This window comes from Metapseudomonas otitidis (assembly GCF_900111835.1).
Lineage (GTDB): Bacteria > Pseudomonadota > Gammaproteobacteria > Pseudomonadales > Pseudomonadaceae > Metapseudomonas > Metapseudomonas otitidis.
Window position 1 is genome coordinate 266538 of sequence record NZ_FOJP01000006.1, and the last position, 14282, is coordinate 280819.

Annotated in this window: 17 protein-coding genes and 1 riboswitch; of the genes, 10 read left to right on the plus strand and 7 right to left on the minus strand. The window is 68.8% G+C overall.

Going from position 1 to position 14282, the window contains the following annotated elements; all coding sequences use genetic code 11:
* Positions 1–181: 181 nt before the first annotated feature.
* From BM198_RS09825 to BM198_RS09845, 5 genes are all read right to left on the minus strand, one after another.
* Positions 182–817, minus strand: coding sequence for an urea amidolyase associated protein UAAP2 (locus tag BM198_RS09825; protein WP_074969595.1), 636 nt, complete (start codon positions 815–817; stop codon positions 182–184).
* Positions 818–827: 10 nt separating this feature from the next.
* A complete protein-coding gene (locus BM198_RS09830; protein ID WP_074969597.1) occupies positions 828–1556 on the minus strand; it encodes an urea amidolyase associated protein UAAP1 in 729 nt (242 codons plus the stop codon).
* A 13-nt stretch (positions 1557–1569) separates the two neighbouring features.
* Complete coding sequence (locus BM198_RS09835; protein WP_074969599.1) at positions 1570–2370, minus strand: ABC transporter ATP-binding protein; 801 nt, start codon at positions 2368–2370, stop codon at positions 1570–1572.
* Entirely contained in the window at positions 2367–3182 is an 816-nt protein-coding gene (locus BM198_RS09840; protein ID WP_074969601.1) for an ABC transporter permease, read from the minus strand. The genes BM198_RS09835 and BM198_RS09840 overlap by 4 nt, the downstream gene beginning before the upstream one ends.
* Before the next feature lie 70 nt (positions 3183–3252).
* Positions 3253–4320 (minus strand): putative urea ABC transporter substrate-binding protein, encoded by a 1068-nt coding sequence (locus BM198_RS09845; RefSeq protein ID WP_074969603.1) that lies wholly within the window; start codon positions 4318–4320, stop codon positions 3253–3255.
* 64 nt (positions 4321–4384) lie between these two features.
* Positions 4385–4484, minus strand: a riboswitch (guanidine-I (ykkC/yxkD leader).
* A 306-nt stretch (positions 4485–4790) separates the two neighbouring features.
* On the opposite strand from BM198_RS09845, the gene BM198_RS09850 reads away from it, so the two are divergent.
* Positions 4791–5219 carry a hypothetical protein gene (locus tag BM198_RS09850; protein WP_074969605.1) on the plus strand — a complete coding sequence of 143 codons (429 nt, stop codon included), beginning with the start codon at positions 4791–4793 and terminating at the stop codon, positions 5217–5219.
* A 1-nt stretch (position 5220) separates the two neighbouring features.
* Here the strand turns inward: BM198_RS09850 and BM198_RS09855 are convergent, their stop codons facing one another.
* The gene (locus BM198_RS09855) at positions 5221–6141 is read right to left on the minus strand and encodes a LysR family transcriptional regulator (protein WP_074969607.1); all 921 of its coding nucleotides are present in this window, start codon (positions 6139–6141) and stop codon (positions 5221–5223) included.
* A 98-nt stretch (positions 6142–6239) separates the two neighbouring features.
* Between BM198_RS09855 and BM198_RS09860 the strand changes: the two genes are divergently transcribed.
* From BM198_RS09860 to BM198_RS09885, 6 genes are all read left to right on the plus strand, one after another.
* Entirely contained in the window at positions 6240–8027 is a 1788-nt protein-coding gene (locus BM198_RS09860; RefSeq protein WP_074969646.1) for an alkyl/aryl-sulfatase, read from the plus strand.
* 101 nt (positions 8028–8128) lie between these two features.
* Positions 8129–8374 (plus strand): DUF1145 domain-containing protein, encoded by a 246-nt coding sequence (locus BM198_RS09865; RefSeq protein WP_044405788.1) that lies wholly within the window; start codon positions 8129–8131, stop codon positions 8372–8374.
* Positions 8375–8562: 188 nt separating this feature from the next.
* The gene (locus BM198_RS09870; RefSeq protein WP_074969609.1) at positions 8563–8847 is read left to right on the plus strand and encodes a hypothetical protein; all 285 of its coding nucleotides are present in this window, start codon (positions 8563–8565) and stop codon (positions 8845–8847) included.
* A gap of 70 nt (positions 8848–8917) precedes the next feature.
* Entirely contained in the window at positions 8918–9721 is an 804-nt protein-coding gene (locus BM198_RS09875) for a helix-turn-helix transcriptional regulator (RefSeq protein ID WP_074969611.1), read from the plus strand.
* A gap of 65 nt (positions 9722–9786) precedes the next feature.
* Positions 9787–10401 carry a LysE family transporter gene (locus BM198_RS09880; protein WP_074969613.1) on the plus strand — a complete coding sequence of 205 codons (615 nt, stop codon included), beginning with the start codon at positions 9787–9789 and terminating at the stop codon, positions 10399–10401.
* A gap of 64 nt (positions 10402–10465) precedes the next feature.
* Positions 10466–11068, plus strand: a complete 603-nt coding sequence (locus BM198_RS09885) for a flavin reductase family protein (RefSeq protein ID WP_074969616.1) — start codon at positions 10466–10468, stop codon at positions 11066–11068.
* Positions 11069–11114: 46 nt separating this feature from the next.
* Here the strand turns inward: BM198_RS09885 and BM198_RS09890 are convergent, their stop codons facing one another.
* A complete protein-coding gene (locus BM198_RS09890) occupies positions 11115–12032 on the minus strand; it encodes a LysR family transcriptional regulator (protein ID WP_074969618.1) in 918 nt (305 codons plus the stop codon).
* 120 nt (positions 12033–12152) lie between these two features.
* Between BM198_RS09890 and BM198_RS09895 the strand changes: the two genes are divergently transcribed.
* From BM198_RS09895 to BM198_RS09905, 3 genes are all read left to right on the plus strand, one after another.
* Positions 12153–12848, plus strand: a complete 696-nt coding sequence (locus BM198_RS09895) for a CoA transferase subunit A (protein WP_069560239.1) — start codon at positions 12153–12155, stop codon at positions 12846–12848.
* A 30-nt stretch (positions 12849–12878) separates the two neighbouring features.
* Positions 12879–13535 carry a CoA transferase subunit B gene (locus BM198_RS09900; protein ID WP_044405779.1) on the plus strand — a complete coding sequence of 219 codons (657 nt, stop codon included), beginning with the start codon at positions 12879–12881 and terminating at the stop codon, positions 13533–13535.
* A 105-nt stretch (positions 13536–13640) separates the two neighbouring features.
* Positions 13641–14282: thiolase family protein (locus BM198_RS09905; protein WP_279626028.1), on the plus strand; the 642-nt coding region annotated here is incomplete at its 3' end.

The window sequence follows — 14282 nt, forward strand, 5'->3', positions numbered from 1 at the left end:
GCCGTCCCGCCGTGTTCGTCTGCACCACGGTCGTCCGTGGCTGGCGTGCTGTGACCTGCAGGAGCCCGCTCTGCGGGCGAAGCGTTCGCGAGCAGAGCTCGCTCCTACGGTCGTGGTCCGGGGTTCTTGCCGAGGCATTGCCCCGAACGGCTCTGGCACAGGAGGAACAACCAGCGGCGAATCAGTCCCATACCAGCACCTGCGCCGGAGTCGGGTTCCAGCCGTTGCAGGGGTTGTTCAGCTGCGGGCAGTTGGAGATGAGGACGATGATGTCCATGTGGGCCAGCAGCTCGACGTACTTGCCGGGGGCGGAGATGCCGTCCTCGAAGGTGAGGCCGCCTTCGGGGGTGACCGGCACGTTCATGAAGAAGTTGATGTTGGCGCTGATGTCGCGCTTGGCCAGGCGGCCGTCGTGCAGGCTGGCGCGCAGGAAGTTGTCGCGGCAGCTGTGCATGTAGCGGGTGCCGAGGGCGTAGCGCACGGTGTTGCTTTCCTGGGCGCAGGCGCCGCCGAGGGTGTCGTGGCGGCCGCAGGTGTCGGCGACGATGCTCAGCATCGGGTTGCCGAGGTTGGACCAGAGCACGCTGCCGGGGCCGAGGTAGACGCGGTTCTGCTTGCGCAGGGTGCGTTGCACGTCATAGCGCTCGCGCGGGTTGCGCGCGCTGTAGAAGAGGGTGTCCACCGCCTGGTTGCCCTCCAGGTCGAGCAGGCGCAGGGTCTGGCCGGCCTTCACTTCGGTCATGAAGGGTTCGCCGGCGGCGATCACGGCGGTGTAGACGGCGGCTTCGGGGTGTTTGTCGCTGGGAGTCGGGTTCATCGGGTGGCCCTCAGATGTACAGGCGTTCGGTGTTGTGGAAGCCGCGGCCGTTCTCCGGGCGCGAGGTGCGGCAGAGCAGGGTGATGCCGTCGCTCTCGACCTTGTGCCAGGCCAGCTGCACGGGCTTGGGCGCGTAGACGGGGTCGGGGTCCATGGGGTGCTGCAGGGCGGTGAGCACCACCAGGGTGTCCATCGGCGCGTACAGCTCGATGTAATCGCCGGCCTGGCTGTTGCCGGGCGCGAAGTGGAAGCAGCCGTCGGCGTCCACGGTGACCTTGCTGAACAGGTTCAGGCACATCAGCAGGTCCTGCAGGTTCAGGTCCCACTTGCCCATTTCCACCAGCAGGTTGTCGACGCCGTTGCGGAAGAAGCCGTTGCGCAGTTCCTGGTAGCGGCCCTGGCCGTACTTCTCGCGCACTTCCTCGGCGTTGAGCACGCCGCCGAAGCTGTCGTGCCAGCCGCAGCTGTCGGCGGTGATGGCGGCGAGCACGCGGCCCATGTCCGAGTACAGGCAGTGGCCGGCGGTGAGCTTGGCGGTGTGCTGGCACTTGAGGCTGTCCGGCAGGTTCAGGCGCTCGCTCTTCTCGGTGGCGTTGAACAGCAGCAGGCTGACGTTGGCGCCGCCCTCGATGTCGCTGATGCGCAGCAACTGGCCGCGCTTGAGGACGAAGGAGGTGTGGCCGCCGCCGGGGACGGTTTCCTCAAAGAGGGTGGGGCGCAGGGCCAGGGATGCGGTCATGGGCAGGCTCCTTTCAATGGGCCGGGGCGGTCTGCAGGGCGCGGGTGACCCGCTCCGGCAGGGCTTCGACGGCGGCGCGCGCGGCGCGGCGGTCGCTGTTCAGGGGGATGTCGTAGGTGATGCGCGCGCCGTAGGCGTTGGGCGCGTGCGGGTCGTGGCGGACCTTGTCGAAGACCATCAGCCGGGTGCCGAGGCTGAAGCCTTCGGCCAGGTCGTGGGTGACCATGAACACGGTCAGCCGGGTTTCCTGCCACAGGCCCAGCAGCAGCTCGTGCATGTCCTTGCGGATGCCCGGGTCGAGGGCGCCGAAGGGCTCGTCGAGCAGCAGCACGCGTGGCTTCATCACCAGGGCCTGGGCGATGGCCAGGCGCTGCTGCATGCCGCCGGAGAGCTGCGCGGGGTATTTGCCCTGCGCGTGGCCGAGGCCGACCTTGGCCAGCATGGCGGCGGCCTGCTCGCGGGCCTCGCGCCGGGCGCTGCCGAAGAGGCGGCCGGGCAGGGGCGAGCGGGGCAGCTCCAGGCCGAGTGCGACGTTGTCCAGCACCGTCAGGTGGGGGAACACCGAGTAGCGCTGGAACACCACGCCGCGGCTGGCGTCGGGCTCGGCCACCAGGGGCTGGCCGTCCAGCAGCAGCTGGCCACGGCTGGGTGTTTCCTGGCCCAGCAGCATGCGCAGGAAGGTGGACTTGCCGCAGCCCGAGGCACCGACCAGGGTGCAGAACTCGCCTTCGTTCACCTTGAGGTTGAGGTTCTCCAGCACCACCTGGTCGCCGTAGGCCTGCCACAGGTTCTTCACTTCGATGAAGGCGCTCATGCCTGGGCTCCTTCGTACCAGGGGAAGGCCAGGCGGGTGAGCTGGCGCAGGCTCAGGTCCATCAGCCAGGCGAGCAGGGTGATCCACACCACGTACGGCAGGATCACGTCCATGGCCAGGTAGCGGCGGACCAGGAAGATGCGGTAGCCGAGGCCGTCGGTGGAGGCGATGGCCTCGGCGGCGATGAGGAACAGCCAGGCCGAGCCCAGCACCAGGCGCAGGGAGATGAGCAGACGCGGCAGCAGCTGCGGCAGCACCACGCGCAGGATCAGGGTCCATGTGTTGGCACCCAGGGTCTGCGCCTTGATCAGCAGCTCGCGTGGGATTTCCCGGGCGCGCTGCTCCAGGTCGCGGGCCAGCACCGGGGTGATGCCGATGACGATCAGCATCACCTTGGACAGCTCGCCGAGGCCGAAGACGATGAACAGGATCGGCAGGATCGCCAGCGGCGGCACCATCGACAGCACCGTGAGCAGCGGCGACAGCGGCGCGCCGAACAGCGGCAGGGTGCCGGCGGCGATGCCCAGGCACAGGCCCAGCAGCGCGGCGATGGCCAGGCCCGTGGCCAGGCGCTTGAGGCTGGAGGCGCTGTCCTGCCAGAACAGGTAGTCGCCGGAGCGCTTGTCCTCGGTGAAGGCCAGGCGCTGCACCGCCTCGACCATCTGAGTGGCGCTGGGCAGCAGCTTGTCGTTGGGGTTCTCCGCCAGACGCGATGCCGAGCCGGTGAAGTAGGCCAGCAACAGCAGGGCGAAGGGCAGCAGGATCAGCAGCAGCCTTCCTGCACGGTCCGGGTGGCGGTTGATCAGGCGCATGGCGAGCACTCGGTGGCGTGGGGCGGCGCAGGCGGGGCCGGGGTGGCGCCCGCCAGCGGTTGGGGGCGGCTCAGAGCGTGCCGTCGGCGGCCATCTGCACGTAGGTCGGGTCGAAGCGCAGCTTCACGTTGGCCTTGTCGCCGGTGACCAGCCCCTTGGCGAAGCCCATGCCCACTGCGTGGGCGTCCTTGGCGCCTTCACCCAGCAGGCCGTGGGCGAAGGAGAAGGTGGCCACCTTGTCCATGGTCGCCGGCAGTTTCGGGCTGGTGACGAACTCCAGGGCTTCGGCCGGCGTGCCGAACAGGCGGGTGGCGTCCAGCTGGGCCTGGTAACCCGCCAGGTCGGTGCCCGAGGCCTTGGCCATGTGTGTCAGGGCGGCGGTGCTCTCGACAGTGCCGGCCTTCATCAGCGCGACGATCTCGAACCAGGCGCCGGTCAGCGCCTTGCCCAGGGCCGGGTTGTCCTTCAGGGTCTCGGTGTTCACCACCATCATGTCCATGATTTCGCCGGGCACCTTGCTGGAGTCGAAGACCAGGCTGGTGCCGGGCTTGGCCTTGATCTCGGCGAGCATCGGGTTCCAGGTGGTCACCGCCTGCACCTCGTCGGTGTCGAAGGCGGCGGCGATGTCGGCATCGGAGGTGTTCACCACCTGCACGTCCTTCTCGGCCAGGTGGGCGCGCTCCAGGGCGCGGGCCAGCAGGTAGTGGGAGACGGACAGCTCCACCAGGTTCACCGGCAGGCCCTTGAGGTCGCCGAGGGTCTTGCCTTCACCCTTGAGCACGATGCCGTCGTTGCCGTTGGAGAAGTCGCTGACGATCAGCGCGGTGCTGTCCACGCCGCCGGCGGCGGGGATGGTCAGGGCGTCCATGTTGGTCATGGTGCAACCGTCGAACTGGCCCGCTGTGTACTGGTTGATGGATTCGACGTAGTCGTTGAGCTGGGTGACCTTGATCTCGATGCCGTACTTCTTCGCCCACTTGTCGACGATGCCCTGGGTGGCACCGTACTCCCACGGCATCCAGCCGGCGTAGATCGTCCAGCAGACGTCGAAGCTGCTCTTCTGGGCGGCGGAGGCGTTGAGGCTGAAGGCCGCAGCGAGGGCGGCGGCAGCGAGGGCGAACAGACGGGGTTTGCGCATGGGGTACCTCCAGTTCGGTTGAGGGCGGGCGGAGCGGCGCGGCACATCCCGATCAAGGGGCGCGTTCTCCCGGGCTTTTGTCCCGCCGTGTAACCTCGCTGGAGGTCGCCAGCTCTCGGACCAGTCATCCGCCTGCGCGGACCGGAACCCTAGCCAGCCATTGCAAATTGTGGTGCCGCGATCCCGGTGGGCCGGGTAGCTCCTGCACGCCAGTCACAAAGCGAAGGCCGTGCCAACACGGGCAAAGGCCCGCAGCAGAAGGGCCAGGCGCCGCCCCGTGGTTCGTCGGCCGCCCTCCGGCGCCCAGGGATGGGGCGTGCTGCCTCGCCGTGGTGCGTGGAAATACGCCGTAAAGGATTTTGCCGAGGGCAGGTTGCGCACCGCCGCACCGGCCCGCTGTCGAATCCGGCGGGAGCAATCCCGGGTGCCGACATTCGTGGGCACCGTCCCAGCGGTCGAAGGAGGCCGCCATGTCCAATCGAACCCTGTTGCTGATGGCTTTACTGGGCCTGCCCCTGACGGGCTGCGCCGCCTATGACTACGACGACTACCGCGAGTACCCGCGCCAGTCCGGCGGCTACTACCGCGTCGAGTCCTATCCCGGCTACCCGACGTACCCCACCTACATCATCCGCGAGCGCCGCTATGCACCGCCGCCTCCGCCACCCGTGGTGCGCGGCTGGCCGGAACGGCGTGACCCGCCGCGCTACGAGCGCCACGAGTACCAGCGCCAGGACTGGCGCCAGCAACCCCGGAACGACTGGGACGAACGCCGCCACGACTACACCCCGCGCCTGCAGAACTGGGGCGGCCAGCCGGACGGCGGACCCCGCTACTGGCAGGGCCGTGACCGCCACGACCGTCACGACCACGATGGCCGCGGCGGCTGGGGGCGCTAGCTCAGCGGGTCGAGGCCGGTGGGGTGCGGGCGTCCTCGTCGAGGATCAGCCCGCGCATCGCCTCGGCAGCCGGTGACAGGGTGCGCCCGGCGCGGCTGACCAGGCCGTAGGCCGAGCGTTGCGACAGCAGGCCGGGCGCCAGCTCCAGCAGGGCCAGGCGCCCGGCCTCGATCTCTTCGGCCACCACGTCCAGTGGCGCCATGCTCAGCACGTCGCTTTCCGCCACCAGCGCCTTCAGCACCATGAAGTTGTCGCACTCGATGCCCAGCGGCTGGCCGCTTTCCGCCAACTGCCCCAGGGCCTGCGCCACCTCGGCGGGCACCTGGGTGCCGGCCAGCGGGTAGGCTGCCAGGTCGGCCGCCGTCAGCCGGTGCTGGTGTTGGCCCAGCAGCGGGTGCCCCGGTCGGCAGAAGATCACCCCGGGCCAGCTGCGCAGCGGCGTGACCTCCAGCTGCGGGTCGTCGCGCAGTTCCCGCACATCGGCCACGAACAGCTCCAGGGCATCGTCCAGCAGGCGCTGGTGCAGGCTGTACCAGGTGTCGATGGCCAGTTGCACCCGCACCCCGGGGTGTGCCCCGGCGAAGCGCCCCAGCGCCCGGGGCACCAGGCGGGCGGCGGGGTAGGGGCCGGCACCCAGGCGCAGTTCGCCGCTGCCCAGGTTGTCCAACTGGGAGACCGCACTGCGCAGCGCGCGGTCGCCGTCCAGCAGGCGCCGGGCGTGTTCCAGCACCAGCCGGCCGTGGGCGGTCAGGCTCACCTGGCGTGGCCCCCGGTCCAGCAGGCGGCAGCCCAGGCCGTTCTCCAGGGCCTGGATGCTGCGGCTCAGTGCCGGCTGGCTGAGGTTCACCGCCTCGGCGGCACGGGCGAAGTGGCCGTGTTCGGCCAGGGCGACGAAGTGACGGAGCTGGCGAAGGTCGTTCATGCGTTGCCTGCATTGAAAGCTGGATAAGAATGCATTGGCATTATCATTCGGCCGCTGCCAGCCTGTCTGCGCTCATCCACAACAACAACGAGCCGACCATGCGACTGACTACCCGCTTCAGCGGCCTGCTGCTGGCCGCGACCCTGCCCCTGGGGGCCGACGCCGCCCTGCCCGACGAAACCCTGAAAGCCAGCATTAACCCCGAACTGGCCGAACACACCCGGCACTTCAACCAGAAGGTCTACCAGGTGGCCGACAACGTCTGGTCGGCAGTGGGCTGGAACCTCGCCAACAGCGTGATGATCGAGGCGCCCGAGGGGCTGATCATCGTCGACACCGGCGAGTCGGTGGACCAGTCGCGCAAGGTCCTCGCCGAGTTCCGCAAGATCAGCGACAAGCCCATCAAGGCCATCGTCTACACCCACTTCCACCCGGACCACATCAACGGTGTGAAGGCCTTCGTCAGCGAAGAGCAGGTGAAGAACGGCGAGGTGCGCATCTACGCCCAGGAAACCCTGCTGGACAACGTCGTCACCCAGGGCTCGCTGGTGGGGCCGATCCTCGCCATGCGCTCGGGCTACAGCTTCGGCGTTGCGCTCTCCGACGAGGACAAGCGCGACATGAACGCCGGCCTCGGCCCGCTGGCCCACGAGGGCGCCTCCACCTTCATCGCCCCTACCGACACCTTCCGCGACAGCCTCGACACCACCATCGCCGGGCTTAAGGTGCAGTTCCTCCACGTGCCCAGCGAGGCGCCGGACGAAATCGTCCTCTACCTGCCGGACAACCGCGTGCTCATCAGCGCCGAGGTGACCCAGGGCCCGACCCTGCCCAACGTCCACACCCTGCGCGGCACCAAGTTCCGCGACCCGGTGGTGTGGGTGGCGAGCCTGGACAAGCTGCGGGCCTTCCAGGCCGACGTGATGGTGCCGCTGCACGGCCAGCCGGTGAGCGGGCGGGAGAAGGTGGAGGAGGTGCTGCGCATGACCCGCGACGCCATCGCCTACATCCACGACCAGACCGTGCGCTGGATGAACAAGGGCCTGACCCCCGACGAGCTGGTGGAGAAGGTCAAGCTGCCGCCGCACCTGGCTGGCTACACGCCCTACCTGCGCGAGTACTACGGCACCGTGAAGCACAGCGTGCGGCAGATCTACCAGGGCTACCTGGGCTGGTTCCAGGGCGACCCGGTGGACCTCGACCCCATCCCGCCGGCGGAGAAGGCCAAGCGCCTGATCGCCCTCATGGGCGGTCGCGACAAGGTGCTGATGGCGGCCGGCGATGCCTACCTGAAGGGAGACTGGCAATGGGCGGCCGAACTGTCCGGCTACGCCATCCGCGTCGACCACGACGACAAACTCGCCCGCGACATCAAGGCCCGCAGCTTCCGCCGCCTGGGCTACGCCAGCATGAACATCAACTGGCGCAACTGGTACCTGATGAGTGCCATGGAGCTGGAAGGCAAGCTGGAGGGCGACGTGGCGCTGGAAATGTCCCGCCGGGTGCGCGCTGCCTTCCTCTCCCCGGACATGCTGAAGAACCTGCCGGCACGCATCTTCCTGCAGAACTGGGTGACGCGCATCGACCCGGAGAAGAGCGGCGACGTCGAACTGGCCCTGGGCTTCGCCTTCCCCGACATCGACGAAGCCTGGACCCTGGAGGTGCGCCGCGGCGTGGCCCAGCTCAAGTCCGGCATCGACCCCGCCGTGCCCCTGCGCCTGACCCTCGACAAGCGCTACCTGGACACCGTCATCAGCGGCGAGAACAGCTTGCTCAAGGGTGCGCTGCTGGGGGACGTGAAGGTCGACGGCAACCTGCTGGACATCAAGACCTTCCTCGGTTGCTTCGACTTCGAGGACGCCCCCATCGCCCTCACCGTGCGTTGAGCCGGGCAGGGCGCCGGGGCGCCCTGCCAACCAAAAGTGCGGAGAGCCGTGCCGCCGCCAGGCGGCACACTCTGTCTCCCGCCCCTCACGATGGAGACACCATGCACCTGCCTTCCTTCCTCAAGGGCGCGCTGGCCATGTTCTGGCTGGTGGCGCTGCTCAACGTCATCTACCCCTTCGGCGAGACCCTGCACCGGCCGCTGCTGCTGGTTTCCGCCCTGGTCCTCCTGGCCCATGTCGGCGAGGCCGCGCTGTTCAACCGCAAGCTGCGGGCCCGGCCTTCGCCCTGGCTGGAGCGCATCCAGGTCCTGCTGTTCGGCTTCCTGCACCTGCGCAGCCTGCGTTGAGGCCGGGGGCCATCGCCTGTCATGGCCCTGTAATGGCAACTGCGTAGGAGATGTCGGACCCCGTCGCACCTGGCGGGGTCCCGTCCGTTGAACGATTGGCTGAACCTGGAGCGGGGTGGCGTGTTCAAAACCCTGTCGATGCGCCAGGGGGCGCCGACTTGCGAGGACGCATGCAAGGAGTCCACACCATGAAGATTTCCGCCGAACTGGCGTTGAACAATGCGCGCACGCAACTGGCCCTGATGCGCAGCGCGCCGGACCGCCGGGCGCTTGCCTACCGCTTCGCGGTGGCGCGCGGCTACATCGATGCGCTGCACGATTTCGCCGTGATCGACGCCCAGCAGTGGCGTCAACTGCTCGACGAGGCCGATGCCTTGCGCCTGGAAGCCGATACCGCGTTGCACAGCCTGCCCGTGGCCCACCTCCCACTGGGCCGCAGCGTCGCCGAGCCGTCCCCGGCCCAGGTGGCCTGACCGCCTGCACATTGCCGGCCCGGTGGCGGGCGCCGTATGCTCGGCGCCTTTCCCACCGAGGCCGGATGCGATGTTCTCTTCCCGACAGGCCATGCTGGGCCAGATGGAAGTCGCCCATTGCAGCGGCACCGGCCATCGCTTCGCCAAGCACAGCCACGACGAATGCGTCGTCGGGGTCAACCTCGTCGGCGTGGAAGAGGTGTGGCTGGACCGGCGCACCTTCAGCGCACAACCGGGCGACATCACCCTCTACAACCCCGGCCAGATCCAGGGCGGCGGCGTGAAGGAGGGAGAGCCTTGGCGCTTCGCCGGCCTCTACCTCTGCGCAGACCGACTGGCTGCCGACTTCGGCCTGGCCCACCTTGAGTTCGAGCGTGCCTGCTGGCGCCAGCCGCGCCTGGGCCAGTGCCTCAGCGAAGCGGTCGTGCTGGGCCTGCAGGCCGATCCCCACGCCCGCGAGCGCGCCGAGGAGCGCCTGCTGGAGGCGCTGGCGCACCTGGTGGATGCCTGCGCCGCACGCCTGCCGCGCAGCACCGCCCTCGGGCGCGGCCCGGTGGCCCGGGTCCAGGCCCTGCTCGCCGACCGCCTGCAGGACACACCCGACCTGGAGGAAATGGCTGCGCTGGTGGGCGTCTCGCGTTTCCACCTGCTGCGCGCCTTCCAGAAGGAAACCGGCCTGAGCCCGCGCCAGTGGGCCATGCAACTGCGCACCTGCCGCGCCCGTGGGCTGCTGCGGGCGGGCGTGCCGGCCACCGACGTGGCCCACGCCCTGGGCTTCGCCGACCAGAGCCACCTCAACCGGCACTTCCGCGCCGCCTACGGCATCACCCCCGGTGAACTGGGACGGCGCCTGCGCGGCCAGGCTGCAATCTGATCCAAGTCCGCCCTGGGGCGAGCCGGCATACTCGCGCCTTTCTGGCCGTGCCCTGGGAGCATTCGATGTCGATGGTGTTCATTTCCGCCTTTCTGTTCGGCGTGGCGTTCTGCCTGTCGCCCGGTGCCGTGCTGGCCGAGACCCTGCGCCGGGGCCTGCTGCATGGCTTCCGCCCGGCGCTGATGGTGCAGGTGGGCTCCCTGGCTGGCGATGCCCTCTGGGCGCTGCTGGGGCTGGCCGGGCTGACCCTGCTGCTGGCCCAGGACGCGGTGCGCGTGCCGCTGACCCTGGCCTGCGCCGCCTACCTCGCCTGGCTCGGCTGGCGCAGCCTGGAGGATGCCTGGAGGCTGCCCGAGGCCGACGACGAAGCCGCGCCAGCGGCGGACCGGGGCGCCTTGCTGACCGGCGCAGCGATCTCCCTGACCAACCCGAAGAACATCGTCTACTGGGGCGCCCTGGGCAGTGCCCTGGCCGGCATCGTCGGCGAGGCCCCGAGCCTGGCCCAGACCGCCACCTTCTTTGCCGGCTTCATGACCGCCTCGGTGGCCTGCTGCTTCCTCTGCGCCGGCCTGGTGGCCTGGCTGCGGCGCAACGCCTCGGCTTTCTGGCAGCGGGCTAGCCACGGCCTGTGCGGCGTGCTCCTGCTGGGCCTGGCAGCGCTCGCTCTGCGCGGGCTGTAGCCACTGGACGGCGGCGCCCGCGCTGAGGCAGGCTGCCGGGCCCGTGTCCCTGCTGGAGCGTGCCATGTCCGCTGAATTCCGCCGTCCCGTCCCCCTCACCAAGGCCTATCGCCTGCTCAACCACGGCCCCACCGTGCTGGTCAGCGCCGCCCATGGCGGCAAGCGCAACGTCATGGCCGCCGCCTGGGCGATGCCCCTGGACTTCGACCCGCCGAAGGTGGCCGTGGTGTTGGACAAGTCCACCTGGACCCGGCGCCTGCTGGAGGCCGACGGCCATTTCGTGCTCAGCGTGCCGGCCCGCCACCAGGTGGACCTGGTACAGACCCTCGGCTCCAGCTCGGGCCATGAACTGGACGCCGCCGGGCACGACAAGTTCGCCACCTGGCAGGTCGGGCACTTCCCGGGCGAACAGGTTGCTGCGCCGCTGATCGACGGCTGCGTCGCCTGGCTGGAATGCCGCCTGCTGCCGGAAGCGCACATTCAGCAGGGCTACGACCTCTTCCTCGGCGAAGTCATCGCCGCCCAGGCCGACAGCCGGGTGTTCAGCGAAGGCCGCTGGCATTTCGACGGCCAGGACGACCTGCGCACCCTCCACCACGTCGCCGGTGGGCATTACCTGGTGATCGGTGAGGGTGTGGACGGGAAGGCGTTGTTGAACGGGGAATAGGGCGTACGCCCGCTTACCTTGTGAGTACCAAAACAGCTCTTCTGCTCTAGCGCGCTCGGCGCGCTGGGGTCAGCTGGTGCTCCCAATCGCGCAGGTGCAGCAGCACGTCGGCCAGGGCCTGGGCGGCGGTGGAGAGTTGGTGGCTGGCGAGGCGCAGCAGGCCGACGCGGCGTTCCACTTGCGGGGTGTCGAGGGGGACGCAGCGGGCGCCCAGTTCTTCCATCTGCTGGATGCACAGGCTGGGGACGGCACTGACGCCCAGGCCCTGGGCGACCATGCGGCCGACGGTGACCAGTTGGTGGCTTTCGAAGGCGACGGGCAGGTGGCCGTGGCGGGCGGCGACGCTGTCTTCCAGCAGCAGGCGCACGGCCGAGGGGCGTTGCAGGGTGATGAAGGGTTCGCCCAGCAGCTCCGCCCAGCTCACCGTGTCGCGTTCGGCCAGCGCGCAGCCGGCCGGCACCACGGCGACGAAGCGGTCGCTGTAGAAGGGTGTGAAGGCCAGGCCTTCCAGGCTCGACGGCTCGAAGGCGATGCCCAGTTCCACGCGGTGGCTGCGCACCATTTCCAGTACCTGTTCATTGATCACGTCATGCACGGCGACGTTCACCTTCGGGTGGCGGTCGCGGAACGCCTTCAGCGCCACCGGCAGCAGGTTGCTGGCGAAGGAGGGCATGGCGGCGATGGCGACCTTGCCCAGTTGCAGGGTGAAGTGCTGGTGCAGCAGCTCTTCGGCGTCGTCCCAGTCGGCCAGCAGGCGCCGGGCGATGGGCAGCAGGGTCTCGCCCTCGGGTGTGAGGGCGACGCTGCGGGTGGTGCGCACCAGCAACTGCCCGCCGAGGGATTCCTCCAGGGTCTTGATCGCCAGGGAGAGGGCCGGCTGGGACAGGTGCAGGCGTTCGCAGGCCTGGGCGAAGCTCAGGCTCTGGGCGACGGCGAGGAAGGCGCGCAGTTGCTTGACGGTCATTTATCAGGATTTCGGATCAATGCTGAGGAAAAACAAAATTAACAAATGAGTCCGTGCGCGAGAAGCTGCATCCCACTCACCGGCCGGCAGGCCAGGCAGAACAACAACAGAGGATCAGCGATGAGCGGACTCGACAAGCGTGTAGGCAGTTACGCGGAAGCCCTCGACGGGCTCACCGATGGCATGACCGTCCTGGCCGGGGGCTTCGGCCTCTGCGGCATTCCGGAGAATCTGATCGCCGAGATCCGGCGGCGCGGGGTGCGTGACCTCACCGTGGTCTCCAACAACTGCGGCGTCGATGGCTTCGGCCTGGGCGTGCTGCTGGAGGACCGGCAGATCCGCAAGATGATCGCCTCCTACGTGGGCGAGAACGCGCTGTTCGAGCAGCAGCTGCTCTCCGGTGAGCTGGAGGTGGAACTCACGCCCCAGGGCACCCTGGCCGAGAAGCTGCGCGCCGGCGGCGCCGGCATCCCGGCCTTCTACACCGCCACCGGCTACGGCACCCCGGTGGCCGAGGGCAAGGAAGCGCGCCAGTTCAACGGCCGTCACTACATCCTCGAACCGTCCATCACCGGTGACTTCGCCATCGTCAAGGGCTGGAAGGCCGACCATTACGGCAACGTGATCTACCGCCACACCGCGCGCAACTTCAACCCGGTGGTGGCCACCGCCGGGCGCATCACGGTGGTGGAGGTGGAGGAGATCGTCGAGCCGGGCGAGCTGGACCCGGCGCAGATCCACACCCCGGGCATCTATGTCGACCGCATCATCCAGGGCTCCTTCGAGAAGCGCATCGAAAAGCGCACCACTCGCTGACCACGACACGACGAATCCGAGGAAACCGACATGGCACTGACCCGCGAACAGATGGCCCAGCGCGTGGCCCGCGAACTGAAGGACGGCTACTACGTGAACCTGGGGATCGGCATCCCCACCCTGGTGGCCAACTACGTGCCCGAGGGCATGGAAGTGATGCTGCAGTCCGAGAACGGCCTGCTGGGCATGGGCGCCTTCCCCACCGAGGCGGAAGTGGACGCCGACATGATCAACGCCGGCAAGCAGACCGTCACGGCGGTCAAGGGCGCGGCGATCTTCGACTCCTCCGAGTCCTTCGCGATGATCCGCGGCGGGCACGTGGACCTCACCGTGCTGGGGGCGTTCGAGGTGGACGTCAACGGCAACATCGCCTCCTGGATGATCCCCGGCAAGCTGGTCAAGGGCATGGGCGGCGCGATGGACCTGGTGGCCGGTGCCGACAACATCATCGTCACCATGACCCACGCCTCGAAGGACGGCGAGTCCAAGCTGCTGCGCCATTGCAGCCTGCCGCTGACCGGGTGCGGCTGCATCCGCAAGGTGCTCACCGACCTGGCCTACCTGGAGATCGAGAACGGCACCTTCATCCTCCGCGAGCGCGCCCCCGGGGTGAGCGTGGAGGAGATCGTCGCCAAGACCGCCGGCCCGTTGGTGGTGCCGGACGATGTGATCGAAATGAGCTTCTGATTACCCTGCCGCCCCGACGCGCCGCCACCACGCATGGCGGTTCCCGGGGCGGTTTTTTATTGACCGGCCAGGTCCGTCGTGGCGTGGCCGAGAGGAGGAATCGACATGCAAGACGTCGTCATCGTTGCCGCCACCCGTACCGCCGTCGGCAGCTTCCAGGGCTCGCTGGCCAACATCCCCGCGTCGGAGCTGGGCGCCGCCGTGATCCGCCAGTTGCTGGCCCAGACCGGCCTCGACGGGGCCCAGGTCGACGAGGTCATCCTCGGCCAGGTACTCACCGCAGGCTCCGGCCAGAACCCCGCCCGCCAGGCCGCCATCCTCGCCGGGCTGCCCCACGCCGTGCCGGCCCTGACCCTGAACAAGGTCTGCGGCTCCGGCCTCAAGGCCCTGCACCTCGCGGCCCAGGCCATCCGCTGCGGCGATGCCGAGGTGGTGATCGCTGGCGGCCAGGAGAATATGAGCCTCGCCCCCTACGTGATGCCCGGTGCCCGTACCGGGCTGCGCATGGGCCACGCCAAGCTGGTGGACACCATGATCCAGGACGGCCTGTGGGACGCCTTCAACGACTACCACATGGGCATCACCGCCGAGAACCTGGTGGAAAAGTACGGCATCAGCCGGGAAGCCCAGGACGCCTTCGCCGCCGCCTCCCAGCAGAAGGCCTGCGCGGCCATCGAAGGTGGGCGCTTCAAGGACGAGATCACCCCCATCCTGATCCCGCAGAAGAAGGGCGAGCCCATCGCCTTC